The following is a 25,339-nucleotide window of genomic DNA, read 5'->3' as shown; positions in this document are numbered from 1 at the left end:
CGCGAGATCAGCGTCGGCCGCCTCGCGGCGATCGCAACGCGGCTAACCGGCGGACTGCATCCATTTGCGCCAGTGCGTCGGCTGGATGTCGAGGTGCTTGCTGCCGGCATGGGCAACCCATTCGGCGCCGTCGTGGTGGCACGGAAACATCAGCGCGTGAACCATGCCATCATAGTCGAGGACACAGACCTCGAGCTCGCGGTTCGATGGTGCTGACGCAACGGGTAACCACTCTGCTGACAATGAATGCATGATGATCCTCCGACAGTGTGCGCTTCGATCCTCATACTCTGCGAGTGCGCGCCATCCGGCCGGATGATAGCTCCGGATGGCGAGCTGCCAGTGTGAACCGGCTCGCATTGTATCAGCTTTCCTCGTCAGCAGGGATCGCCGCTGGACCAACGATATTCCCGCGCCGGCTCGGGAGCGGCGGGATTGAACTTGCCGGCCCCCGCGTCCGACGAAGAGCAAACTGATCGACACTGGTCAGGGATGCTGCAGGGATTCTGAATGCCAGACACGATGCGCCGCACCATCACCCTGAAACGCAAGCGTGGGCTCGCGAAGCGAGGCCTCGTCGCGGCGGTTTCCTTCTGCGTTGCGACCGCCGCGGCCGCAAAGCCGCCCGGCGTCGACGCCGTGATGATCCGCATGATCGCTTGCGAAGGCGAGGGCGTCCGGATGGAGGTCTATCTGCCGCTATCGGTCGATCGCCGCATGCGCGGCGGACAATCGGTGATCGGCTACTATGCGCTCGATCTGACCGACGTGAACAAAGGCAAGCCGCTCGAGCCGGTGCGCGTCACCTTGAGCGCCGACGAGAAGGCCGTGACCGTCGATCAGTACCTGCGCGGCCTGCCGCCGACCCGGATCCCGGTCACTGGAGGCACCGTCGACTTCGACCAGCGGTTCGCCAAGCACGCGAAATGCAGCCCGTTCCAGTCGCAGGATCCGAATTTCGGCAATTGAGGCGCCTCGCGCGTCCGTGAGAACGGCGCGTCCCCTTGCTGCTGCATGCCTAATCTCTCGGCAATGTGGCTTGACCCGGAGGCAAATGCCGACGAAGTTCCGCCTGCCGTGGCAATTTCTTCTGAATTTTCCCCTGAAGTCGCAACGTTCATTCCCGACTCGCGCCGGGCATGGCTTCGTCTTGTCGTGGCCGTGGTGATCGGCTCGCTCGGCAGTGTCGGCATGTGGTCGGTGGTGGTGGCGCTGCCGGTGGTGCAGACCGACTTCGGTGCGACCCGCGGAACCGCCTCGCTGGCCTTCACCATGGTGATGCTCGGCTTCGGCATCGGCCAGGTCGTGACCGGCAAGATCAGTGACCGCTACGGCATCGTCGCCGCGATCGGCGCCGGGATCGGCATTCTCGGCCTCGGCTATGTCGGCGCCGGCTACGCGTCGTCGATCTGGGCCTTCATCCTGCTGCATTTCGCGATCGGCCTGTCGTCGGCCGCGACCTTCGGTCCCTTGATGGCGGAAGCGTCGCACTGGTTCGAGCGCTATCGGGGTCTCGCCGTCGCGATCGCCGCCAGCGGCAATTATGTCGGCGGCACGGTGTGGCCGCCGCTGGTCAATTTCGGCATGCAGAGCGTCGGCTGGCGCACCACCCATATTGCGATCGGCATCTTCACCGCGGTCGCGATGACGCTGGCGCTGATGGTGCTGCGTCTGCTGATGGGAGCGGCGACCCGGCGCAGCCATGTCAACGCGGCGCCGCCGCGCGTCGACCTCAGGCTCTCCACCAACGCGCTGACCGCGATCCTGTCGCTGGCGTCGATTTCCTGCTGCGTGGCGATGTCGATGCCGCAGGTCCATATCGTCGCCTATTGCGGCGATCTCGGCTACGGCGTAGCGCGCGGCGCCGAGATGCTGTCGCTGATGCTCGGCTTCGGCATCATCAGCCGGATCGGCTCCGGCTTCCTCGCCGACCGGATCGGCGGCATCCGCACACTGTTGATCGGCTCGATCGCGCAGGGCTCGGCGCTGCTGTTCTATCTGTTCTTCGACAGCCTGACCTCGCTCTACGTCATCTCGGCGATGTTCGGCCTGTTCCAGGGCGGCATCGTGCCGAGCTACGCCATCATCGTGCGCGAGGCGATGCCGGCCGCGGAGGCCGCGACCCGAATCGGCATCGTGATCTTCGCCTCGGTGTTCGGCATGTCGTTTGGCGGCTGGGTCTCCGGCGTGATCTTCGACGCCACCGGCTCCTATGCCGCGGCCTTCGCCAATGGCCTGGCCTGGAACCTGCTCAATGTCAGCATCATCCTGCTGCTTCTGATGCGCTCGCGGCAGCGGCTGGCAATGGCCTGATCCGGAAAAGTGCGACGCGGTTTTCCACGCGACAAATGCGCGGAGCACTTGCGCGGGGATCATGCCCAGATCAGCGCATGATCCGGGACTGCGGCGGATTTCGGCGGCGTCCTAAATGTCCGCCGCGATCCTCGCGATCGCCTTCTCGAGGCGGTTCTTGATCGAATCCATCTTGCCGGTCAGTTGCAGCAACTCACGCAGATCGAGGTCGGCATAGACGAACTCGTTCAACTCCTTGCGTTGCGAGGACAGGTTCGCCATCTGCTTCTTGGCGTGGTCGGTCAGTGACAGGTTGACGACCCGGGCGTCCTCGGTCGAACTCTTGCGGCGCAGCAGATTCTTCTTTTCGAGCAGTTTCGACTGCGTCACCACGAACGACTGGTCGACCCGCAGCGCCCTCGATACGGCGCCGACGGGCAGGCCGACATTGCGGTCCTCGGCATTCGCCAGCACGGTCATGATCATCCATTGCGGGCCGGTGATTCCGATCATCTTGGCCCAGATGCCGCGCAGCTCCTCGAGGCGAACGCTGGTCGAGACGATCTCCCAGGCCAATCGCTCGGCCGCATCCTGCATCTTGTCGGTCGATCTGCGCTCGGTCATGACGTTCCTTAACAAAAATTCATCTTCACAGATGTCGAGCGATTTTTGAAGCGGGCCTGACAAAAATGTTGGTTGATGCGTTGCCTGAATGACACATGGGTGCGCAAACATAGAATGACTAACTAATATAAGTTGAATATGTGACTGCCCAATAGCATTGTTCCGCCCCGTAGATGGGGGGCATCCACCATCTCACGCCTGCAGTGGCCGAGTTGACCACGAGCATCTTGAAAATGGCTGCGCCGCAGCGGTTTTCGGGAAGGGAAACGTTTGTCGCTTTGCCAGCAGTGCAAGGCATCACTTGGAGGATAGCATGAAGATCGTTAAGGGCCTTTTGTTGGGCTCGGTGGCAACTCTCGTCGCGAGCAGCGGAGCCATGGCGGCCGACCTTCCCGTCAAGGCCAAGGCAATCGAGTATGTGAAGGTCTGCTCGCTCTATGGTCCGGGCTTCTACTTCATCCCGGGCACCGACACCTGCATCAAGCTCGGCGGCTATCTGCGTGTCGACGTGCTGGCCAACACCAATTCGGACCACACCGGCAACTACGGTGGCGCGGCCGGCGCACAGAACCGCTTCACCAACGGCTACACCTGGCGCTCGCGTGAAGACCTGAACGTCGATACCCGCACCGCGACCGAATATGGCGTGGTCCGCACCTTCTTCGATGCGACCTTCAGCTGGACCTCGGACAATTACGGCGGCGGCGCTGCTGCCGGTTCGACGGTCTACTCGCCGATCGGAACGTCCGCCGGTCCGAACAATGCAAGCTCGGGCGCGGTCGCTGCCGGCACGGTCGGCGTCTACTACGCCTTCATCCAGTTCGCCGGCTTCACCATGGGTAAGGCGGTTTCGCAGTTCGCGACGCCGTGGGCCAACTATCCCGGCAACAACTTCGACGGTCTGGTCGGCGGCGGCGGCACGATCACCGGCGTGAACCAGTTCACCTACACCGCGCAGTTCGGCAACGGCGTGTCGCTGGCCCTGTCGGCTCAGGATCAGTCGGCCTACACCCAGGCCGGCGTGCAGAATCTCGGCGCGCTCGGGACCGGCGCTCTCGGCATCTACGGCGCGAGCGACTATGCCGGCACGATTGCTCCGGATCTGATCGCCTCGCTCCGCGTCGATCAGGCCTGGGGTCTGTTCCAGGCGTCGTTCGCGGCGCATGACAATCACGCGGCCTATTACGGCGGCACCGAGTTGACCGGTCATCCCGACGACAAGTGGGGCTGGGCGGGTCAGTTGGCGTTGTCGATCAAGAACATCCCGACCGGACCCGGCGACACCGTCAACGTCCAGGGCGTCTACACCAACGGCGCAACGCGCTACAACATCCAGGATCTCTCGGGAGCGGGTGCGTTCACCTACTTCGGCAACACCAGCGTTCCCGGCGCCTATCAGAGCATCGGCTTCGGCATCGCGCCGGACAGCGTGTTCGTCACCGGCGGCCAGCAGCAGCTGATCACGACCTACGGCGTGCGCGGTGCGTACGTCCACAACTGGAATCCGAACTGGAACACCAGCATCTACGGCGCCTGGGCCCAGGTTAACTACAACAGCACCGCCAAGAGCTACATCTGCGGTCCCGGCGGAACTGGTGTGGGTGGATCGTTCGGCATCCTGATCGGCGCCACCTCGAACCTGACCTCGTGCAACCCCGATTACAGCGTTGCCCAGATCGGCACGCAGACCCAGTGGACCCCGGTGAAGAACCTGACCTTCTCGGCAGACTTCACCTACACCCATCTGGATCAGAACTACGCCGGTACGGTGACCTACCCGGGTAGCGCTGCGATCGGAAAGCCGGCCGCCGTGTATGCTCTGAGCAATCAGGATACGTACATGCTGCTGCTCCGCGCACAGCGCAACTGGTAACGCCGGGTCGATCCGGACTTGATCGCGAAGCGAAGCCTCGACGGGAAACTGTCGAGGCTTTGATTTTGAAAAGAAGAGCCTGTTGTATGATTTACTAACATTAGTCTATCATGTACAAACTTGGCGTCGGTTGCTCTGCCGACCATGACGAGGAGATAACAGACTTCTTCATGAACTAACCTCCTAAGCCTCCGGCAATGCCCTGCCGGAGGCTTTTCATTTGAGTGCGGTCCTGTCCGCGTCGGCACGCTCCGTCGTGCGCACGTCTTCGTGAAGTTCGAGATCGGAAACTGCCTTGGATCGTGATGTGCGCTTCGAGTGGAGTTATATGACTATATCATTTAATTGTGGGGCTGATCAGGACGCGTAGCTCGGAATGCCGAAGGCAACTGCAAAACCAAACCACAACCGTAGCCTTGCCAAGGCAACCGAACTGCAATTGCAGCGCCTCGCGGGCTGCCTGCATTCGCTGTCATCGCGCCACCATCATCTGACCCAGGGCTATGCGGCGCATGCCGGTATCGCCGGAATCCAGTACACGGTCCTGACCACGATCCGTTATCTCGAATCCAGCGGCGACGTGTTCCCGGTCACCATTGCGGAATACCTCCGCTTGACCAGCGCGGGTGTCACCAAAGCGATCCAGCATTTGAGCGAGGCCGGGTTGGTCGAGAAGGCCGGCGACCTGGATGACCGTCGCCGGACCAAGCTGACCGTCACCCAAGGCGGCCGCGCGCTGCTGGACTCGCTCACACCCATGCAGTCGAGGGTCAACGCCGTCTGGCTGGGTTGCATGAACGACGAGGAATTCGCGATCTTTCTCGATCTCGTCGAGCGATTCATCAGATCCAGCGATCGAGCGCTGGCGATGCAGGACTACCTGGTTAGGGACAGCGACAGCGTGACCGTCTAGCCGAGCGGGCCTCGCGGTCACGGTCGAGTGACTGCAAGCGTGCTGGCTCTCGCGATTCTGTGAGTGCGTTGCACCGCAGGCGGGTTCGCCACACGCGACCGACGAAATCGGCTGCCGCACGATTTTACCGAGCGTTTGCTCGGCAAACGATTGCTGCGGCAACATGCGCGGTCAGGCATAAGCGCAACGCATTCCTGCGCCGCCATAACGACAATTGCCGTCGCCGAATTACATCAATTATATGAAGCCGCATTTGGAATATTTTGTTGGGAGAGCTGGGTGATTGGCGTTTGCGATTTCGGCGCCAAGGTCGCGCGGCTCCTGAAGCGGCGGCTCGTCGACACAAATTGGCGTTTCGATAACGCGGACCGGCAGCGGAGCCGGGTGCGAACGAGTTGACAACATATGCATGACCACTGTGAGGCGCGCAGTGCCTCGTCAAGCAGCGTGGAGTTCGACGACAAGGGCTGGCCTGCCTGGCCGGATCGAGAGGATCTGTCGGCCGAGTTCGTCAAGCTGCTGGCCGCGGCACAGGAGGGCGGTTCAACCGTTTCCGAATGTTGGCTGACCCTAAGCAAGATCAACCTCGCGTCGGAGAGCTCGTGGTCCGGTGAGTGGATCAAGACCGCGGAACTCAACGAGGCGAGAGCCGAGCTCTCGTTGCTGAACGGAAACACGACAACCGCCCGCCGCAACTGGCTTCGGGCCACGACCTACTTTCACGCAGCCGCACGGCCTCCCGGATACGCCAATGATTTGTTGAAATCCGCCGTCGACGGCATGCGGCGCTGCGCGGCCAATTTCCTGAAGAGCCGCCTTCCGGCCGGCCAGGTGCTCTCGATTCCCTGGACCGACGACCTGTCGCTTGAGGCCTATTACGTGCCGTCGGCTTTTCGCGACGATGGGCCCGTGATCGTATGCATCGGCGAGCCGGGCTCCTACAAGGAAGAGTTGCTCACCAAATACGCCGGCCATGCGAGCGAGCGCGGATTCTCGCTTCTCGCCGTGGATCTGCTGGGGACCCAGACGGCCTTGCCGCCGGAACGGCTCGAGGGCCACAAGTTCGAGGCTGCCATGAGCCGCGTCCTGGATTTTCTGTCTGACATGCCGGGCGTCGATCGTGCGCGGATCGCCATCGTCGCGGACGCGTGCAATTCCTCGCTGGTCGCCCGCGCGGCAGCAAGTGACGCCCGGTTTGCCGCGGCCGTTTGCGACGCCGGAATTTGGGATCTGCACGAGCGAAGTTTCTTCCATCGGCAGGCAGGCGACGACGCGCGAATTTGCTGGATTGAAGAAGCCAACGCGATTTCACGAAGCATCGAATGTCCGTTGCTCGTCACTGCCGGCGAAGCCGGCTGGCTTCTGCCGGGTGCCTTGGCCAAGTTCGGCGATCAGTTGAGCAGCATTCATCCTGACGCCAGATTGATCCTGTTCCGGCGGGCGGAGACCGCCGCCATGCAAGGGCATATCGATAACCCGACACTGGCCAATGAAGTCATATTCGACTGGCTTGAAGACCGGCTTGGACGGAGAAACCTGGGCTGAGAAAGAGCCTGGCCTGAACGGCGGATCCGGTCGCTGCGTTCATACCGACTGGCCGGCCTTGAGCAGCGAGCAGCCGGTGATCTTCAGGCTGCCGTCCGCCTGTCGTTCCAGCGTGTAGAGCGCCTCCCACGCCTCGCCATTGGCGTCGACGATGTGGACGCGCTGCGCGATCCGGTCGCCCGCGCTCTGCGCCTCGCCGAACTCGAAACTCCGGTGCCGATAGACCGGCGCGTATTGGTTCTGCACCATCGACATGAAGATGTCGGCCCGTGGAAAGATCTGCCGGATCGCAGGCGCGGCATAGGAATAGGCGCCAGCTGCGTCGTCGCGGCCGAACGCCTGCTCCTGGGCGCGGATCACATCCTGCGCGCTGCCGACGTCGTCGGCTCCGGCTGGAGAGGCGAGGGCGAACAGAATGGCGGCTATGAGGGCGATCGCGCGCATGCGGGGCTCCATCTCGGACACCGGCAGATACGCATCCTATCACAGGCCGGTTTCGGTCGGTCGAGATGGTGTCCGGCTGGCGCGCGGCCGCGCCTCCGTCAGCGGATCGAGCCCTTGAAATTGTCGATGTCGGGCGAGGGGCGGGCAGGAAACAGCCGCGCGGTCGAGGAGTTGTCGAGCCGGCGCTTGCATTTGGCCTCGTCGGCGTCCTTGTTCTCGGTGCCGTCCTTGTTCGAGTAGCGCTTCTTCGCGAACAAATCGTCCAACCGGTTGACAATCAGCATGGCGTGATCGCGCTCGAGCGTATCGGGATTCTTGCGCTGCTCGTCGGAGCGGAAGGCGCCGCCGACGAGTTTGCCGGTCATCTCGTAGTCGCAGCCGGCCTTCCAGTCACCCTGGTCCCACTTCCATCCGACAGCCTTCAGCGTGCCGTCTTTCTCGGTGGTAACCTTGATGATGGCGTTGGAGGCGAGCCAGACGCCGGCAAGCCCGCTGCGCTTGTCGTCGAAGCCTTCGAGCAGCGCCAGGCGCTCGCGCTGCAAGCCGTTGACGTGATCGCGCGCATCGACGGTGAAGTGCACCTGCGATGACTGCTTGTTCCAGGCCGGGTGCAGGAATTCCGGATATTGCTCGGTCTGGCTCTTCACCCAGTTGCGCTGGTCGTCGATCAGCGCGCGCCGCGTTGCGTCGTCGAGCCGCGGCGGCAGCGCCTTCCAGGCGCGATTCAGCCGCTGGTCGTTGTCGGCGAGATCAGGATCGGCGCAGATTTCCTCGTCGGTCGCCGTCTCCGGCCTGGTGCAGTCGAAGGTCGGTGCGACGAAAGCGGTGTCGGCCTTGTCGGACGCCGCATCCTTGCCGGCGGCGAAATAGCTGCCGGTGACCTGCCACATCGACGAGCAGTCGTTGAGCCCGTCCCAGTCCTCGTCGTCGATCGTCCCGACGATCCGCAAGGTCTCGCCCTGGCGGCGGAGTTTTAGTCTCGGCGGCTTGGCGGGCGCGGCGGCTGCGTCGGCTTTCGTCTTGTCGGCCGGCGTGTCCGTCTCGACCGCCACTTGGCCGGACAGCCAGCCACTCCCCGAAGGCTTCAGGTTGGCGGTCAGCTTGCAGGTTCGCCTGCGGTCGCCGCCATAGTCGCCGCGCAGATCGGCAGCGAGGCGATAGGCGTCGCCTTCGGCCTTCGTCAGCGTGATGCTACCGAAGGCGTTGACCCAGTTGCCGGCGATGCCGGGCCGGCCGGATGCCATGACCTCGAGCGCAGCGGCGCGGCGCCGCAAGGCCTCGGCAAAACTCTGCTTCAGCTCGTCCTCGCCGGCATCCGCCGGCACGTCGGCGGCGTCGATGATCATCTCGTTGAACCAGGCCTGGTCGCGCTTCAGCAGCGGTTTGACGTTCGCCGGCATCTTGCCGAGCGCCACGTCGAACGTCTTGTCGATCTGCGCCACCAGCCTGTCGGTACCGGCCTTCTTGCAGTCGGCGGTCTTGATCGTGCTGTCGCCGCCATCGCCGCACAGCCTGATCGCGGTCGGCGCACTGCTCGATGCGCGCAGGAAATCGTCCAGCGCCAGCGACGACTGGGGTACCAGAACGACGGCGATTGTGGCGAAGACCGCGGGGCGAGGGAGAGCAAACACCGTGACCTGCACCTTGAAGAGGATGACACTTCGACACGTTGGTCGCCGGCGGCGCAATTTTGGTTCAGGAAATGCTTGGCGCTCGCAGCGCAAGGCTGCCGCCGTACGATGGCCGGCGCCGCAACCGAGGTGCTGCAGACGCCGGATCGTAGGGATCGGATCGCAAGGTTCATGCCGCTGCGAGTGGCGGCTGATGCACCTTGGCGATCGCCTTTTGTTGCGCCGTCACCGTCACGGCGTCGATCGCCTTGGCGAATTTCGCGGCGATCTTTCTAGCTGCCGCGTCCTTGCCGTGAAGTTCGTCATACCATTCGGTCTTGCCGATTGTCCCCCGCAGGTCGAGGTAGATGAAGACCGCGTTATATTTCGACGCGAGACCCTTCAGCCTCACGTTATAAGCGTCGATCATCAAGCGGACGATGGCCTGACACAGGTCGGCGTTGAACGTAGGATCAAGTCCCTGCGAGGCCATCGGTGATCCAAGCCACGGTCCCTGAGGACGCGGAATGGCGTAGTCGTAGCCATGCATGATGATCCGCTTGTTCGCATGTCGCGAGACCATCGGCAGGATCAGGCCCGCCTCGATCTTCCCGACGACTTTCTCGAGATTATCGTAGAACGCCTGCTTCACGTAGTAAGGTGCGTCAGACGGCTTGGTATGGTCGACGTCGAACAGGTTGAGGAACGTCGCGAGCCCACCATTCCCGATGATGTCGTTGCCGCCGGCCGAGAACAGCAGCAGATCGTCGCGGCCATCAATGTAGGGCCAGAATTGCCCTGCCAGCAGCATGTCGCCAAGTGTATCGCCCCAATGGGCGAGATTTGTGATCGGGTAGCCCGACTGCACGAGGAAGTCGATGCAGGTCTTGGGAAACGGGAATATCTGCGGAAGCCGAAACCAGGAATCGCCTTCGGCGACGATTGGCGCTGTTGTCTTGGCCGTTGCCAGCTTCTTCCCGGCTGCCGGTGCGACCGGGATATGTCGGGCGAGTTGATCGGCGTCGCGCGCCAGCGATTCAAGATTGCTGACGTCGACATTGTCCGGATTGATGTAGGTGTTGAAATCGAACGGCTGATGGACGTTTGGTTCGACCAGGAAATAGTCCCGTGCCTCTTGCGGTGTGAGCTTGCCGGACTGAATTTTCTCGACCAGTTCGTGCAGTGCAATTCGTTTTGCCATCTGAAATGCTCCTTGAGCCTGGGTTGAATGATGCGGCATTCGCATGCCGACGTGCCGTGGGCTCTGTATCCATGTTGCCGTTAGGCGAAACCTTGAAGGTAGTAGAGGCGCCGGACCGGTCGCGGCGCCGCAACAGGCACATCGTGTGCGGAAGTTTCGATGAAAGCGAAGCTAAAACTGGAAGTAACTTAAGAATGTAAAACAAAACGAATACATGCATAGATAGTCCGGATTGTCTAGCGGTATGCTAGAATGTCGGCGGCGTGCAGGCCGAGATCACCTCGCACGGCTTGGCGCCGATGCAGCGGAAGCGGTGCGGGCGGCGGCTTTCGAAATAATAGGCGTCGCCGGCGTTGAGCACCCGCCGCTCGTCGTCGACCGTGACCTCGAGCCGGCCCGAGACCACGATGCCGCCTTCCTCGCCCTCATGCACCAGCGGCACCCGGCCGGTGTCGCTGCCGGGCTCATAGCGCTCTTTGAGGATCTGCAACGCGCGGCCGAACAGGCTGTCGCCGATCTGGAGGTAGGAGATCGGCTTCTTGCCGATCTCGGTCAGTTCGTCGGCGCGGTAGAACGCCTTGCGCGGCCGCTCCGGCTCGATCGCAAAGAATTCCGCGAGTCCCATCGGGATGCCGTCGAGGATCCGCTTCAGCGCGCCGACCGACGGGTTCATCTGGTTGGATTCGATCAGCGAGATCGTCGAATTGGTCACGCCGGAGCGCTTGGCGAGCTCGCGCTGCGACAGCTTGTGCCGCGCGCGGATGAATCGGAGCCGACCGCCGATGTCGACGCTCATGGACAAAACCCTGTTGCAGGTGTTGCGGATCGAACAAATCTTGGCAGACCGCCCCAACAAGATCAATGGCTTCTGGTGCGGCAGAAAAGGACTTGTTGAGTGCGGCGAAGAGTGGTCCGACTACCATCAGTCAGCAATGGAGCGCCGCCGTGACCGTTCATCAGATTCCGAACACCATCAAGACCGATTCGTTCTGGATGCCTTTCACGGCCAACCGGCAGTTCAAGAAAGCGCCGCGGCTGTTCTCCTCCGCCAAGGGCATGTACTACACCTCGGTCGACGGCCGTCAGGTGATCGACGGCTCCGCCGGTCTCTGGTGCGTCAACGCCGGCCATGGCCGCCCGCAGATCGCGGCCGCGGTCGAGCGGCAGCTCTCGACGCTGGACTTCGCGCCCTCCTTCAACATGGGCCATCCGCTGGCGTTCGATTTCGCCGAGCGCCTTGCCGAGATCGCCCCGAAGGGGCTGGATCGGATCTTCTTCACCAATTCGGGCTCTGAATCGGTCGATACCGCGCTGAAGATCGCGCTGGCCTATCACCGCGCCGCCGGCCAGCCGACCCGCACCCGTCTGATCGGTCGCGAGCGCGGCTATCACGGCGTCGGCTTCGGCGGCATGTCGGTCGGCGGCATGGTCGCCAACCGCCGCCAGTTCGCGACCCATCTGCCGGGTGTCGACCATATCCGCCACACCCATGATCTCGCCCGCAACGCCTTCGCCAAGGACCAGCCGGACCACGGCGCCGAGCTCGCCGACGACGTCGAGCGGATGGTCGCGCTGCATGGCGCCGACACCATCGCGGCGGTGATCGTCGAGCCGGTGCCGGGCTCGACCGCGGTGCTGCCGGCGCCGAAGGGCTATCTGCAGCGGCTGCGCGAGCTCTGCACCAAGCACGGCATCCTGCTGATCTTCGACGAGGTCATCACCGGCTTCGGCCGTCTCGGCACGCCGTTCGCCGCCAACTTCTACGGCGTCACGCCGGACATGATGACGACCGCCAAGGGCATCACCAACGGCACCGTGCCGTGCGGCGCGGTGTTCGCCAGCCGCCAGGTCCATGACGGGCTGATGGTCGGCCCGGACAACGCCATGGAGCTGTTCCACGGCTACACCTATTCGGCGCATCCGGTGGCCTGCGCGGCCGGTCTTGCCACGCTCGACATCTACAAGGACGAGGGTCTGTTGACCCGCGGCGCCTCGATTGCCGACTACTGGCGCGATGCGCTGCATTCGCTGAAGGGCCTGCCGAACGTCGTCGACATCCGCAATCAGGGCCTGATGGGCGCGGTCGAGCTCTCGCCGCGTGACGGCGCTGTCGGTGCGCGCGGCTACGACGTCATGGTCGATTGCTTCAACAGCGGCCTGTACTTCCGCATGAGCGGCGACTCGCTCGCGCTGTCGCCGCCCCTGATCGTCGAGAAGTCGCATATCGACGACATCGTCTCGATCCTCGGCGATTCCATCAAGCGCGTGGCCTGATAATTGCTAGCGATATAGTCGCTAGCTCTACAAATTGCTGTCGCCGTTGCGAAGCAGAGTGGTTTCGCAGCGGCGATTGCGTTTTCGCTGCAGGATGTGAGGAAAAGTGAAGGTCCTGGTTCTCGGCAGTGGCGTGATCGGCGTCACCTCGGCCTACTATCTCGCGCGCGCCGGCCATGAGGTGACGGTGATCGACCGTCAGCCGAAGCCCGCGCTGGAAACCTCCTTTGCCAATGCCGGCGAAGTGTCGCCGGGCTACTCGTCGCCCTGGGCCGGCCCCGGCGTGCCGGCCAAGGCGGTGAAGTGGCTGTTGATGAAGCACGGCCCGCTGGTGATCCGCCCGAAGCTCGATCCGGTGATGTGGCTCTGGCTGCTCAAGATGCTGCGCAACTGCACGAGCGCGCGCTATGCGGTGAACAAGAGCCGGATGATCCCGATCGCCGAATACAGCCGCGACTGCCTGCAGGCGCTGCGCAGCGAGATCGGCATCAAATATGACGAGCGCGCAAAGGGCACGCTGCAGCTGTTTCGTTATCAATCGCAGCTCGACGGCACCGGCGATGATATCGCCGTGCTCAAGCAGTACGGCGTGCCGTTCGAGGTGCTCGATCGCGAGGGCTGCATCGCCGCCGAGCCCGCGCTTGCCGCCGTGAAAGAGAAATTCTCCGGCGGACTGCGGCTACCGCATGACGAGACCGGCGACTGCCACATGTTCACGCAGGCCCTGGCGCTGGAAGCCGAGAAGCTCGGCGTGCGCTTCAACTTCAATGTCGGCATCGACGGGCTGAACGCGGACGCGACCCGCATCACCGGCGTTGCGACCAGCGCCGGGATGATGACCGCCGACGCCTATGTCCTCGCGCTCGGCAGCCATTCGCCGCATCTGGTGCGGCCGCTCGGCATCTCGCTGCCGGTCTATCCGGTGAAGGGCTATTCGATCACGGTGCCGATCAAGGATGCGTCCGGCGCGCCGGAATCGACCGTGATGGACGAGAGCTACAAGGTCGCGATCACGCGGCTCGGCGACCGCATCCGGGTCGGCGGCACCGCCGAGATATCGGGCTATTCGACCAAGCTCTACGCCGCGCGGCGCGCGACGCTGGACCATTCGCTGACCGACCTGTTTCCGCGCGGCGGCGATCTTGCCAAGGCCACCTTCTGGTGCGGCCTGCGCCCGATGACGCCGGACGGGCCGCCGGTGATCGGCGCGACGCGCTTTGCCAATCTGCACCTCAACACCGGCCACGGCACGCTCGGCTGGACCATGGCCTGCGGCTCGGGCCGGGTGCTGGCCGACATGCTGTCCGGCAAGAAGCCCGAGATCGACACCAAGGAGCTGTCGATCAAGCGCTACGATGCCAGGTTCGGCTGAGGCCGCGCCGCCGGACACGAACTCTCATTCGGCGGCGTTCTTCACCGGCGGTTCGGCATCGTCGTCCCGCTTCGTCGCCGTCCAGCTCGACAGCGCGTTCGAGAGCCGGTCGAGATAGAGATAGACGACCGGCGTCGTGAACAGCGTGAGTGCCTGGCTCACGATCAGGCCGCCGACCATCGCATAGCCGAGCGGCTGGCGGATTTCCGATCCGGTTCCGGTGCCCAGCATCAGCGGGACGCCGCCGAGAAGGGCCGCCATCGTCGTCATCATGATCGGGCGGAAACGCAGGATGGCCGCCTTCCGGATCGATTCACGCGGCGACAGATGCTCCTCGCGTTCGGCGGCGATCGCGAAGTCGACCATCATGATGCCGTTCTTCTTCACGATCCCGATCAGGAGGATGATGCCGATCAGCGCGATCAGGCTGAAATCGAACCCGAACGCCATCAGGATCGCCAGCGCCCCGACGCCAGCGGACGGCAGCGTGGACAGGATCGTGAGCGGATGGATGTAGCTTTCATAGAGCACGCCGAGGATCAGATAGACCACGACCAGCGCGGCCAGGATCAAGAGCGGCACTGTGCTCAGTGATTGCTGGAAGGCCTGCGCGGTGCCCTGGAAGCTCGAGCTGAGCGTGGCTGGAGCGCCGAGATTGGCAACGGCGTCCTGAATGGCATCGGTAGCCTGGCCGAGCGCCACGCCTTGCGCGAGGTTGAAGCTGATCGTGGTCGCCGGAAACTGCCCCTGGTGGGCGATCGCGAGCGGGCGAACCGGAATCGTCGTCCACTTGGCGAACACCGACAGCGGCACTTCGTCGCCCGTCGTCGGTGACCTGATGTAGATCTTGTTGAGCGTGTCGAGCTTGCCCTGCAATTCGGGAAGGATCTCCAGGATAACGTGATAGCTGTTGAGCTGGGTGAAGTACTGGGTCACCTGGCGCTGGCCGAACGCGTCGTACAGCGTGTCGTCGATCAGTTGCGGCTGGATGCCGAAGCGCGACGCGGTGTCGCGATCGATGGTCATCGTCAGCGTGGTTCCCTCGGTCTGCTGGTCGGTTGCAACGTCGCGCAATTCGCTCAGCGTCTTCATCTTGGCCAGGATCTTCGGCGCCCATTCGTTCAGCTCGGCGAGGTTGGCATCCTGCAGCGTGTATTCGAACTGCGTCCGCGTGGCGCGGCCGCCGAGCCGGACGTCCTGGGAGGCCTGCATGTACAGGCGCGCACCCTCGACGGCCTCGAGCTTGGGCCGCAACCGTTCGATGATCTGCTGCGCGCTCACGTCGCGCTCCTCGCGCGGCTTGAGCGTGATGTACATGCGACCCGAATTGAGCGCGGTACCGCCGCCGCCGATGAACTCGGCCATGCTTTCGACCGCGGGATCAGCCCGGACGATGCTGCTGAGCTCCTCCTGATGCCGCTTCATGTCGGCAAACGAGATATCTTGCGCCATCTGCGACACGGCGATCAGGAAGCCGTTATCCTGTTGCGGGAAGAAGCCCTTGGGAATGATCACGAACAGGTAGACCGACAGCGCCACCGTCGTGAAGAAGATGCATAGCGTGGTGCGGCTCCAGCTCAGCGCCAGATCAAGGCCGCGCTCATAGCCATGCAGCATCCGATCGAATGCCGCTTCGCTCCATTGGTAGAGCCGGCCGTGCCTGGTCTCGGCATGCGCGCGCAGGAAGCGCGATGCCATCATCGGCGTCAGCGTCAGCGACACCACCAGCGAGACGAAGATCGCCATGGCGAGCGTCACCGCGAACTCGCGGAACAGCCGGCCGATCACGCCGCCCATCAGGAGCAGCGGGATCAGCACCGCGACCAGTGAGATGCTGATCGACAGGATGGTAAATCCGATCTCGCCGGCGCCTTGCAGTGCCGCCGCGAGCGGCCGCTGACCCTGTTCGACATATCGCGTGATGTTTTCCAGCATGACGATGGCATCGTCGACCACGAAGCCGACCGCAATCGTCAGCGCCATCAGCGACAAATTGTCGAGCGTATAGCCGAATACCCACATCAGCGCGCAGGCGCCGAGCAGCGCGAGCGGCACGGTGACGGCCGGAATCACCGTGGCCCAGAAGCTGCGCAGGAAGACGAAGATCACCATGACGACCAGAACGATGGTGATCAGCAGGGTGATCTGCACGTCCTCGACCGCGGCGCGGATGGTCAGTGTCCGGTCGCTGATGATCTTGATCTTGACGGCAGGCGGGATGGCGGCAATGAGTCTCGGAAGTTGCTCCTTGATCCGATCGACCGTGCCGATGACATTGGCGCCGGGTTGCTTGAAGATGACGAGGAACACGCCGCGTTGGCCATCCGCCCACGCGGCCTGCTTCATGTCTTCCGGCGCGGCGACGGCCCGGCCGATGTCGCGGATCCGCAACGGGCCGCCGTTGCGATAGGCGACGATGACGTCATTCCAGTCCTTGGCATCCAGCAGCTGATCGTTGGCGTAGATCGTGTAGGCGCGGCTGGCGCCGTCGATGTTGCCCTTCGGGCTGTCCGTCGTCGTGATGGCGATCTGGCTGCGGATGTCTTCCAGCGACAGCCCCTTGGCGACCAGCTTGGCGGGATCGACCTGCACGCGAATGGCGGGCTTCTGCTGCCCGCCGATGAACACCTGGGCGACGCCCGAGATCTGACTGATCTGCTGCCCGAGCTGGGCGTCGACCGCATCGCTCACCTTGATCAGCGGCAGCGTGTCCGAGGTCGCCGACAAGATGAGGACGGGCGAGTCCGCCGGGTTGACCTTGCGATAGGTCGGCGGCGACGGCAGGTTCTTCGGCAACTGGCCGCCTGCGGCATTGATCGCCGCCTGGACATCGTTGGCGGCGCCGTCGATGTTGCGGTTCAGATCGAACTGGATGGTGACCGCGGTCGACCCGAGCGAGCTCGTCGAGGTCATCTGGGCGATGCCGGGAATCTGCGCGAATTGCCGCTCCAGCGGCTGCGCGACCGAGGAGGCCATGGTTTCGGGGCTGGCGCCCGGCAGGCTTGCGGAAATCTGGATGGTCGGAAAGTCGACCTGCGGCAGTGGCGCGACCGGGAGTAGCGGATAGGCGACCATGCCGACGAACAATATGCCGGCCATCAGCAGCGAGGTGCCGATCGGGTAGCGGATAAACGGAGATGAGATGCTCTCGTTCATTTCTGCAAATCCAAATGAACGGCAGGCGCATCTTTTCCCGAATGCCGGGAGTCGTCCTCGAAAGCTCGAGCGCGAACGCGCGTTTTCCTCGCCATGGCCAATCGGCAGATCGCGGAGTTGTCCCCCGCGTCTACCTGTTTTTGCCAGCATAATCGTTCTTTTGGACGACGCGAATGGAAACATCGGATGACCCATTCGACCTTCGTTCAATTGTCGCTGTTCGGGAGACGCCAAACGTGTGCTTGGCGCACAATATATCTTATTACGATATATCCGTGCAGTTCCGCCAGCTGCGTGATGGAGCAACGAAAAGCCCGGCGCGATGGCCGGCCTGAATCGCAAGTATCGATTGGCATTGGCAATGCCGCGATCTAGCCCGACGCCGGTCCAACCATCTGTGCGTCTCGGCACATTTGCGCGGCCTTCTCCTTGCGGTACGCCTGGCCACCGGCCGCCGACCTATCCGATTGGCCCCTATGCGGCGCATATGCCGCGCGGCGGGCATCGCTCTCGAATTCATATCCCCTCCTGAAGATATTGCTCTCGAAGGCTCCCGCGTCGCGAGTGGCTGGCCTGGGCTCGGCCAAACCCGCGAGAGCGAACCAGAACAGGTGACATCATGACTTCGCTTCAATTGCCCGCCGCCGACAGGATCATTGAGCCGATGATCGCGCTGGCCGGATGCTCGACGCAGCAGCGCATCGTCGTGGCTGGCTCGAAAAGCATCGAATTGATGTTCGAATTGCACCGGCGCGGCTATTTGCGGGCTGCGGCGACCGGAAACTGCGGTCGCCCCGCCGCCCAGTATGATGCCGCGCTGGTCGATTGGCGGCGGCGCACGCTTCACGCGCTCGAGCCGACGCTGGACTGGCTGACGAATTTCCTCAGCGCCCGCGCGGTGCTGGTGGTGTGGGTCGATGCGCAGAAGGCCGTGGCCAACCAGAGCCTGCGCGCATCGCTGGAGCGGCGCGGCTTCGTCGTGGAGCAGGGCATCGTGCATCAATGCGGCTGCGCGCTGTCGGCAAGAAGGTCGCAGGCCCATCCGCTGCGGCTGGCGGCCTGACGCGAAACATCGCCTTTCGGGTAAAGGATCATCGGCATGTCCAAGGTGCGGCGCGCGGTTATTCGCGAGTGGATGACACTGGCGCGCGAGAAGCGGCAATCCAGCGAACAGGCGGCGGCGTTTGCAACGGCCGCGCTGCAGCGGCACCGCCTGCCGCGCAGCCGGCGAACGCCGCATGCCATCATCATGACGTGGCTCTCGCCGCGCACCGGCCGCCCCTAGGTGGCGTGGCACGGCCGTTGCGGCCGCGCCTGCAGCAAGCGTAGCCCGGATGAGCGGAGCGATATCCGGGGCGGCTCGTCCCGCATGTCGCTTCGCTCATGCGGGCTACGGTAGGTGCGGTCAACGTGGCCGCTTTTGGCCGGCCTTCGGCTTCGCGGGCTTCGCTGTTGAGATCGCGACTGCCGGCTGTACGCGCAAGCCATCGACGAACACGTCGAGCAGCCGCAGCGCGGTGGTCTGCCAGCCCGGCTGGTCGTGCATGTAGCACATGCCGATCAGCGCGCGCAGCACGTCCTCGGCGCTGATGTCGTCGCGGATCGCGCCGGCGGCAACCGCGCGCGCGAGCAGGGTGCCGATCGCCCTGGTCAGGCGGTCGAACGAATAGGCGTGCAGCTCGGTCGAGCCGTGCGCGACCAGCGCGAGTGCTGCGACCATGCCTTTCTTGGTGGCGACGAATTCGACATTGGCGCGCAGCCAGCGCCGCAGCGCCTCGACCGGCTCGGGCGCGTTCTGCAACTGCTCGGCAAGGTCGCCGAGCTGCTCGACCTCGCGGCGATAGACCGCCTCATACAGCGCCTCGCGGGTCGGGAAGTGCCGGTACAGCGTGCCGATGCCGACGCCGGCATGGCGCGCGACGGCCTCCAGGCTCGCCTCGCTGCCGCCGGCCGAGAACACGGCCTTGGCCGCTTCCAGCACGCGCTCGCGATTGCGCACGGCATCGGCGCGCGGCTTGCGGACAATTTCTGGTGATGAGCCGGCCATTCCTTTTTCTTTTCCCCCTCCCTTGTAAACGGAGGATGCCTCCGTATATGGCGACCAGCACCGGGCCTGACAAGGCGCGCCGATCATGGATCGGCGGCCACGGGTTCGTGTTGCCTCGATTCAACCCGACCATACACGGATCGGAGCCCTGCATGAATCTTCCTATCAGTCTCACCATCAACGGCGTCCGCCGGGAAATTGCGCTCGACGACCCCCGCGTCACCCTGCTCGACCTGCTGCGCGAGCGGCTCGACCTCACCGGAACCAAGAAGGGATGCGACCGCGGCCAGTGCGGCGCCTGCACCATCCTGGTCGATGGCCGTCGCATCAATTCCTGCCTCGCGCTCGCCGTCAGCCATGACGGCGCCGAGATCGTCACGATCGAAGGCGTCGGGCGCGGCGACCAGCTGCATCCGGTGCAGGCCGCCTTCATCGCCCATGACGGTTTTCAGTGCGGCTTCTGCACGCCGGGCCAGATCATGAGCGGCATCGGCCTGATCAGGGAAGGCCAGGCCGGCGACGATCCGGAGCGGGTGCGCGAGTGCATGAGCGGCAATCTGTGCCGCTGCGGCGCCTATCAAGGGATCACCGAGGCCGTGCTCGAGGCACAGGCCGACATCAACGCCAAGAACACCGCAAAGCAGAGGCGCTCCGCATGATGAATTTCGATTATGTCAGGCCGGCCAGCGTCGCGGACGCGATCGCGGAGGCTTCCGAAAAGGGCGCAACCTATCTCGCCTCCGGCACCAACCTGCTCGACCTGATGAAGGGCGGCGTCAGCCGGCCGAGCCGTCTCGTCGACGTCACCCGTCTGCCCGGGCTCGATCGCATCGAGCATCTCGCCGACGGCGGCTTGCGCATCGGTGCGCTGGTGCGCAATGCCGATCTCGCGCATGACGCGGACTTCGCGCGCAACTATCCGGCGATCGCCGAAGCGCTGCTGTCGGGCGCTTCCGCGCAGCTGCGCAATGCCGCGACCGTCGGCGGCAATTTGATGCAGCGGACGCGCTGCGCCTATTTCTACGACGCCGGCAGCGCCTGCAACCGGCGTTGGCCGGGCGCCGGCTGCGACGCGCTGAAGGGCGAGAACCGGCTGCACGCGGTGCTCGGCTGGAGCGAAGGCTGCATCGCGACCCATCCGTCGGATTTCTGCGTACCGCTGGTCGGGCTCGATGCCGTCGTCGAGATCGAGGGCAAAGGCGGCCGGCGCGAGCTGCCGCTCGAGGCGCTGCATCGGCTGCCCGGCGAGACGCCGGAGCGCGAGACCGCGCTGGAGCGCGGCGATTTGATCGTCGCGCTGCGTCTGCCGACTGAGGCGAAAAACTTCGCCGGGCATTCCCGCTACATCAAGGTCCGCGAACGCACGTCCTATGCCTTCGCCGTGGTTTCGGCCGCCGCGGCCTTGCGCATCGAGGACGGCAAGATCCGCGAGGCGCGGCTCGCCCTCGGCGGCGTCGCCGCAAAACCGTGGCGCGCGCGCGGGGCCGAGCAGGTGCTGGCCGGCGCCGCGCCTGATGCGGCTGTTTATCGCGAGGCGGCGCGCGCCGCGCTCGCGGACGCAAAGCCGTCCGGCGACAACGCCTTCAAGATCGAGCTCGCGCAGCGCATCGTCGTGCGCGCGCTCACCCTTGCCGCCGCAGGCACGCCGGACCGGATTCCGGCGCTGCCCGGCTCTCCCTTCTCATCCGTTGCAGGAGCGTAACGCATGACGGTTGAACTCAATCTGACCCGCGACCCCGCCCATCTCAGGCATGGCTCGAACATCGGCCAGCCGCTGAGGCGCACCGACGGCGCGCTGAAAGTGACCGGCAAGGCGCGCTATGCCGCCGACAACCACCCGCCCGGCATGGTCTATGCCGTGATCGCGACCAGTTGCATCGCGCGCGGCCGCGTCACCGCGCTCTGCGTCGACGCCGCCAAGCGCCACCCCGGCGTGATCGATGTGATGACCCCGGCGCACAAGCCGGAGCTGGCGGAAGATCCTGACGCCAAGGGCAATCCGTTCGCCTTCCGCATGGAGCTGTTGCAGAGCGACGAGGTGCGCTACGCCAACCAGGCGATCGCGGTCGTGATCGCCGAGACGCTGGAGGCCGCCACCGAAGGCGCGGCGCTGCTGTCGCCGCGCTACCAGGTCGAGATCGCGCGCGTCGGTCTGGATGCCGGCGAGACCTATGTGCCACCGGCGGTCGGGATCGGCCATCCCGCCGAAGTCCGCCACGGCGATATCGATGCCGGCCTTGCCGCGGCGTCGAAACGGATCGACGCCACCTACGAGACGCCGGCGCAGTATCACAACGCGATGGAGCCGCATGCGATCGTCGCGGTGTGGGACGGCGACCGCCTGTTCATCGACACGCCGAGCCAGGGGATGGCGATGGCGCAGATGCGGATCGCCGGGCTGTTCGGGATTCCGCCTGCAAACATCCACATCAACAGCCCGTTCCTCGGCGGCGGCTTCGGCTCCAAGGGGCTGGTCTCCGGGCCGCAGGTGCTCGGCGTCATGGCGGCGAAGCTGGTCGGGCGTCCGGTCAAGCTCGTGCTGCGCCGGAGCCAGATGTACGGCCCGGTCGGCCATCGTCCGCCGACCCGGCAGCGGATCCGGATCGGCACCGGTGACGACGGCCTGTTGACCGCGCTCGAGCATGAGGCGCGCATCACGACGTCGAGCTTCGACGATTTCTACGAGCCGGCGGCCGACGCTTCGCACACGCTCTATGCGAGCCCCGCGATCCGCACCGCGCATCAGGCGGTGCGCGTCGACACCGGCACGCCGCTGTTCATGCGCGCGCCGGGCGAGGCCACCGGATCGATCGCGCTGGAGAGTGCGATCGACGAGGCGGCGTTCGCCTGCGGCATCGATCCCTTGGAGTTCCGGCTGAAGAACTATGCCGAGGTCGAGCCGACCACCGGCAAGCCGTTTTCCTCCAAGGCGCTGCGCCAGTGCTACGCCAAAGCGGCCGAACGCTTCGGCTGGGCGGGGCGTCCGTTGCAGCCAAAGCAGATGCGCGACGAGAACGGCTTTCTGGTCGGCTGGGGCATGGGCACCGCGACGTTCCCGGCGCTGATGTTCCAGGGCAATGCCCGCGCCGTGATCCGTGCCGACGGACGCGGCGTGATGGAGAGCGGCGCGCACGACATGGGGCAGGGCGCCTGGACCGCGCTCACGCAAATCTCGGCCGATGCGCTCGCGCTCGATCTCGACCAGATCTCGTTCCTGTCCGGCACGTCCGACCTGCCGGATGCGGGCATCGCCGGCGGCTCGGCGCATACCGCAACGGTGGGCGCCGCGATCCACAATGCCGGCGCGGCGGTGATCGCCAAGCTCGCCGAGCTTGCGACCTCGGACGAGCGTTCGCCGCTGTTCGGCGCCGGCAATGCCGGCGTGGTGGCGCGGGCCGGGCGGCTCCATCGCCGCGACGACGATGCGCGCAGCGAAAGCTATGCCGAGATCCTGGCGCGCGCCGGCGTCGCCGAGGTCGAGGCGAGTGGCACCGGTGCGGCCGATCCTGCCGCGCAATCGCAATATGCGATGCACGCGCACGGCGCTGTCTTCGCCGAAGTGAAGGTCGATCCGGAACTCGGCCAGATCCGCGCCACGCGGCTGGTCGGCGCGTTCGCGGCCGGCCGCATCATCAATCCACTGATGGTGCGGAGCCAGCTCTACGGCGGCATGATCTGGGGCCTCTCGTTCGCGCTGCATGAGGAGGCGGTGATGGACAAGCGGTCCGGTCGCATCCTCAATGCGAACCTCGCCGAGTATCATGTGCCCGTGAATGCCGACGTGCCGCCGATGGAGGTCATCACGGTCGACGAGCACGACCCGCATGTGAACCCGCTCGGCATCAAGGGCGTCGGCGAGATCGGCATCACCGGCAGCGCCGGCGCCGTCGCCAACGCCGTCTTCCACGCCACCGGCATCCGGGTGCGGAATTTCCCGATCAAGATCGAGGAAGTGGTGATGGGGCTGGGCGGCTGACGAACTTCACCCTCCCCTGGAGGGGGAGGGTCGTTGCGCATGCAGCGAAGCGCAATGCGCAACGGGGTGGGGTGAAGGTCTCTCGTATCGGGTGCTGCCCGTGGTGAGAGATCACCCCACCCCGGCTCACGTTTCGCTGCGCTCAACGCGATCCGACCCTCCCCCTCCAGGGGAGGGTAGACCCGTCGTCATTGCGAGCGAAGCGAAGCAATCCATTGCTCCGCGCATGCGGAACCATGGATTGCTTCGTCGCTTCGCTCCTCGCAATGACAACACGCGAAACGGCTATCACCGTCGTCCCGGCCTGCGCCGGGACGACGGTGGTGTAGGGGGCGGACTACCCCGCCGCCGTCACGCAATTCACCCACAGCACGACGGCCTTGACATCGCACGCCGGATTGGAAAACCGGTGCGGCCTGCGGCTGGCGAAACGAAAACTGTCGCCCTGTTTCAGCGTCCAGGTCTCGGTATCCACGGTCAGCGTCATCTCGCCCTCGAGCACGAGGCCGGCCTCCTCGCCGTCATGGGTATAGAACTCGTCGCCGGTGTTGCCGCCGGGATCGAGATGCACCAGGAACAGGTTGAGCCGGCTCTCGCTGCCGGCCGGGCTCAACAGCTGCTTTGAAATTCCGGTGCGCCACAGCTTCAGCTCGGCGCGCTGCACCTCCCGGGTGACGACACCATTGGTGTTGTCATCCCGTGGCGCCGCCCCGAACAGGGCGGCGATGCCGACGCCGAGCACGTCGGCCAATGTCGCCAGCACGCGCAGCGAGGGCGACGACAGGCCGCGCTCGATCTGACTGATGAAGCCGATCGATAGATCAGTGCGCGCGGCAACCACCTCCAGCGACATCTCCTTGGCTCGGCGCAGGTCGCGGATGCGGCGTCCGACCGCGAGGTCCATCGCGGGCTCGGCCGGCTTCTTCACCGGCTTTTTGACCGCACGGCGTGCCGTCGCGGGCTTCGCTGCCGCGCCTTTGCGCATTCTCCTGCCGCCGCTCACGTCACTCCGCTTCCTTCATGTGCATGAAAACCGCTTGCATTGGCCGCGGTTTCGTGACCACAATTTCATATTGGTGAAAATAGGCCGGAACGGCGTCGCCCGCAACCAAAACCGCGAAACTCGCGGACGACGCGGCGCCAAGGCCAGCTTCGGGAGGTGTTGCGATGTCGTTTCAGCGTCTCGTCCAGGCCGCGGTCGCGGCGCTTGTCCTCGTCGCGAGCGCGCCGTCACAGGCGCAGCAGGTGCTGAAGGTCGGCTCGACGCCGACCGGCATCCCCTTCACCTTCGTCGACACCAAGACCAACTCGATCCAGGGCATCATGGTCGATCTCGCCACCGAGATCGGCAAGGACGCCGGCTTTACCGTGCAGATCGAGCCGATGCAGTTCTCGGCGCTGATCCCCTCGCTGACCGCGAACAAGATCGACATCATTGCCGCCGCGATGTTCGCCACCGCCGCGCGCAAGGAGGTGATCGACTTCTCCGACCCCGTCTACACCTATGGCGAAGGTTTGGTGGTGCCGAAGACCGACACCAAGGCTTATGCCGTGCAGGAAGATTTGAAGGGCACGGTGGTCGGCGCCCAGGTCGGCACGGCGTTCGTCGACGCGCTGAAGAAGACCGGGCTGTTCAGCGAGGTGAAGGTCTACGACACCATTCCCGACATCCTGCGCGACGTGAATGCCGGTCGTCTCAAGGCCGGCTTCGCCGACTATCCGATCCTCGCCTACAACCTGCAGCAGGGCAATTTCGCCGACGTCCGGCTGGTCGACGGCTACAAGCCCGTGACCGTCGGCACCGTCGCGATCGGCGTGCGCAAGAGCGACACCGAGCTGCTCGGCAAGATCAACGCCTCGCTGGCGAAGCTGAAGGCCAACGGCACGATCGCGAAGATCCTGGAGAAATGGGGCCAGAAGGCTGCGTCGTGAGGGCGTGACCCGTCACCCTGAGGCGCTCGCGCAGCGAGCCTCGAAGGGTCGACGGCCACCAGCCGGGCCGTGCATCCTTC

The 25,339-nt window shown here is 64.6% G+C and carries 22 protein-coding genes; 13 read left to right on the top strand and 9 right to left on the bottom strand.

Translation table 11 applies throughout. The features are described from left to right. Window positions 1-42 precede the first annotated feature (42 nt). Window positions 43-252, bottom strand: a complete 210-nt coding sequence (locus tag BI327_RS42485) for a hypothetical protein (protein ID WP_159450506.1) — start codon at window positions 250-252, stop codon at window positions 43-45. 258 nt (window positions 253-510) lie between these two features. Between BI327_RS42485 and BI327_RS34805 the strand changes: the two genes are divergently transcribed. After that, window positions 511-969, top strand: a complete 459-nt coding sequence (locus BI327_RS34805) for a hypothetical protein (RefSeq protein ID WP_245335019.1) — start codon at window positions 511-513, stop codon at window positions 967-969. A gap of 108 nt (window positions 970-1,077) precedes the next feature. Beyond that, a complete protein-coding gene (locus BI327_RS34800; RefSeq protein ID WP_076865917.1) occupies window positions 1,078-2,313 on the top strand; it encodes an MFS transporter in 1,236 nt (411 codons plus the stop codon). A 111-nt stretch (window positions 2,314-2,424) separates the two neighbouring features. Here the strand turns inward: BI327_RS34800 and BI327_RS34795 are convergent, their stop codons facing one another. Then, window positions 2,425-2,916 carry a MarR family winged helix-turn-helix transcriptional regulator gene (locus BI327_RS34795; protein ID WP_159450505.1) on the bottom strand — a complete coding sequence of 164 codons (492 nt, stop codon included), beginning with the start codon at window positions 2,914-2,916 and terminating at the stop codon, window positions 2,425-2,427. A 313-nt stretch (window positions 2,917-3,229) separates the two neighbouring features. Between BI327_RS34795 and BI327_RS34790 the strand changes: the two genes are divergently transcribed. The 3 genes from BI327_RS34790 (at window position 3,230) to BI327_RS34780 (ending at window position 7,247) form a co-directional block, all read left to right on the top strand. After that, window positions 3,230-4,789, top strand: coding sequence for a porin (locus tag BI327_RS34790; RefSeq protein WP_076865865.1), 1,560 nt, complete (start codon window positions 3,230-3,232; stop codon window positions 4,787-4,789). A gap of 376 nt (window positions 4,790-5,165) precedes the next feature. Next, entirely contained in the window at window positions 5,166-5,702 is a 537-nt protein-coding gene (locus BI327_RS34785; protein WP_076865864.1) for a MarR family winged helix-turn-helix transcriptional regulator, read from the top strand. Between the two features lie 447 nt (window positions 5,703-6,149). After that, window positions 6,150-7,247 carry an alpha/beta hydrolase gene (locus BI327_RS34780; protein ID WP_076865915.1) on the top strand — a complete coding sequence of 366 codons (1,098 nt, stop codon included), beginning with the start codon at window positions 6,150-6,152 and terminating at the stop codon, window positions 7,245-7,247. A gap of 39 nt (window positions 7,248-7,286) precedes the next feature. Here the strand turns inward: BI327_RS34780 and BI327_RS34775 are convergent, their stop codons facing one another. The 4 genes from BI327_RS34775 to BI327_RS34760 all read right to left on the bottom strand — a co-directional run bounded on the left by BI327_RS34775 (window position 7,287) and on the right by BI327_RS34760 (window position 11,298). Then, the gene (locus BI327_RS34775) at window positions 7,287-7,691 is read right to left on the bottom strand and encodes a DUF4864 domain-containing protein (protein ID WP_076865863.1); all 405 of its coding nucleotides are present in this window, start codon (window positions 7,689-7,691) and stop codon (window positions 7,287-7,289) included. A gap of 98 nt (window positions 7,692-7,789) precedes the next feature. Then, window positions 7,790-9,322: a lysozyme inhibitor LprI family protein gene (locus BI327_RS34770; RefSeq protein ID WP_143271739.1), complete on the bottom strand. Its 1,533-nt coding sequence runs from the start codon at window positions 9,320-9,322 to the stop codon at window positions 7,790-7,792. 169 nt (window positions 9,323-9,491) lie between these two features. Then, window positions 9,492-10,502 carry a hypothetical protein gene (locus tag BI327_RS34765; RefSeq protein ID WP_076865861.1) on the bottom strand — a complete coding sequence of 337 codons (1,011 nt, stop codon included), beginning with the start codon at window positions 10,500-10,502 and terminating at the stop codon, window positions 9,492-9,494. A 247-nt stretch (window positions 10,503-10,749) separates the two neighbouring features. Next, window positions 10,750-11,298, bottom strand: a complete 549-nt coding sequence (locus BI327_RS34760; protein ID WP_018273259.1) for a cupin domain-containing protein — start codon at window positions 11,296-11,298, stop codon at window positions 10,750-10,752. A gap of 149 nt (window positions 11,299-11,447) precedes the next feature. Between BI327_RS34760 and BI327_RS34755 the strand changes: the two genes are divergently transcribed. Further along, window positions 11,448-12,776, top strand: a complete 1,329-nt coding sequence (locus tag BI327_RS34755) for an aspartate aminotransferase family protein (RefSeq protein WP_076865860.1) — start codon at window positions 11,448-11,450, stop codon at window positions 12,774-12,776. Window positions 12,777-12,882: 106 nt separating this feature from the next. Beyond that, complete coding sequence (locus BI327_RS34750; protein WP_076865859.1) at window positions 12,883-14,148, top strand: D-amino acid dehydrogenase; 1,266 nt, start codon at window positions 12,883-12,885, stop codon at window positions 14,146-14,148. Between the two features lie 24 nt (window positions 14,149-14,172). Here the strand turns inward: BI327_RS34750 and BI327_RS34745 are convergent, their stop codons facing one another. Continuing rightward, window positions 14,173-17,304, bottom strand: coding sequence for a multidrug efflux RND transporter permease subunit (locus BI327_RS34745; RefSeq protein WP_076865858.1), 3,132 nt, complete (start codon window positions 17,302-17,304; stop codon window positions 14,173-14,175). A 664-nt stretch (window positions 17,305-17,968) separates the two neighbouring features. Here BI327_RS34745 and BI327_RS34740 point away from each other — a divergent pair. Beyond that, on the top strand, window positions 17,969-18,367 hold the full coding sequence (locus BI327_RS34740; RefSeq protein ID WP_143271738.1) for a hypothetical protein: 399 nt from the start codon (window positions 17,969-17,971) through the stop codon (window positions 18,365-18,367). Window positions 18,368-18,403: 36 nt separating this feature from the next. Then, window positions 18,404-18,589: a hypothetical protein gene (locus BI327_RS34735; RefSeq protein ID WP_076865856.1), complete on the top strand. Its 186-nt coding sequence runs from the start codon at window positions 18,404-18,406 to the stop codon at window positions 18,587-18,589. Window positions 18,590-18,709: 120 nt separating this feature from the next. Here BI327_RS34735 and BI327_RS34730 read toward each other — a convergent pair whose 3' ends face one another. Then, a complete protein-coding gene (locus tag BI327_RS34730; protein WP_076865855.1) occupies window positions 18,710-19,351 on the bottom strand; it encodes a TetR/AcrR family transcriptional regulator in 642 nt (213 codons plus the stop codon). Window positions 19,352-19,503: 152 nt separating this feature from the next. On the opposite strand from BI327_RS34730, the gene BI327_RS34725 reads away from it, so the two are divergent. The 3 genes from BI327_RS34725 to BI327_RS34715 are packed head-to-tail and all read left to right on the top strand — an operon-like array spanning window position 19,504 to window position 23,327. Continuing rightward, window positions 19,504-20,010 (top strand): (2Fe-2S)-binding protein, encoded by a 507-nt coding sequence (locus BI327_RS34725; protein ID WP_076865854.1) that lies wholly within the window; start codon window positions 19,504-19,506, stop codon window positions 20,008-20,010. Continuing rightward, complete coding sequence (locus BI327_RS34720; RefSeq protein ID WP_076865853.1) at window positions 20,007-21,053, top strand: FAD binding domain-containing protein; 1,047 nt, start codon at window positions 20,007-20,009, stop codon at window positions 21,051-21,053. The genes BI327_RS34725 and BI327_RS34720 overlap by 4 nt, the downstream gene beginning before the upstream one ends. A gap of 3 nt (window positions 21,054-21,056) precedes the next feature. Next, entirely contained in the window at window positions 21,057-23,327 is a 2,271-nt protein-coding gene (locus BI327_RS34715) for a xanthine dehydrogenase family protein molybdopterin-binding subunit (protein WP_076865852.1), read from the top strand. A gap of 337 nt (window positions 23,328-23,664) precedes the next feature. Here BI327_RS34715 and BI327_RS34710 read toward each other — a convergent pair whose 3' ends face one another. Then, a complete protein-coding gene (locus BI327_RS34710) occupies window positions 23,665-24,312 on the bottom strand; it encodes a cupin domain-containing protein (RefSeq protein ID WP_076865851.1) in 648 nt (215 codons plus the stop codon). Between the two features lie 182 nt (window positions 24,313-24,494). Between BI327_RS34710 and BI327_RS34705 the strand changes: the two genes are divergently transcribed. Further along, window positions 24,495-25,259 (top strand): ABC transporter substrate-binding protein, encoded by a 765-nt coding sequence (locus BI327_RS34705; RefSeq protein WP_076865850.1) that lies wholly within the window; start codon window positions 24,495-24,497, stop codon window positions 25,257-25,259. Window positions 25,260-25,339 lie beyond the last annotated feature (80 nt).

Origin of the sequence: Bradyrhizobium mercantei (genome assembly GCF_001982635.1) — a bacterium.
In the GTDB taxonomy this organism is placed as follows: domain Bacteria; phylum Pseudomonadota; class Alphaproteobacteria; order Rhizobiales; family Xanthobacteraceae; genus Bradyrhizobium; species Bradyrhizobium mercantei.
Note: the sequence above shows the minus strand (reverse complement) of the source record. Positions and strands in the feature narration are given on the sequence as shown.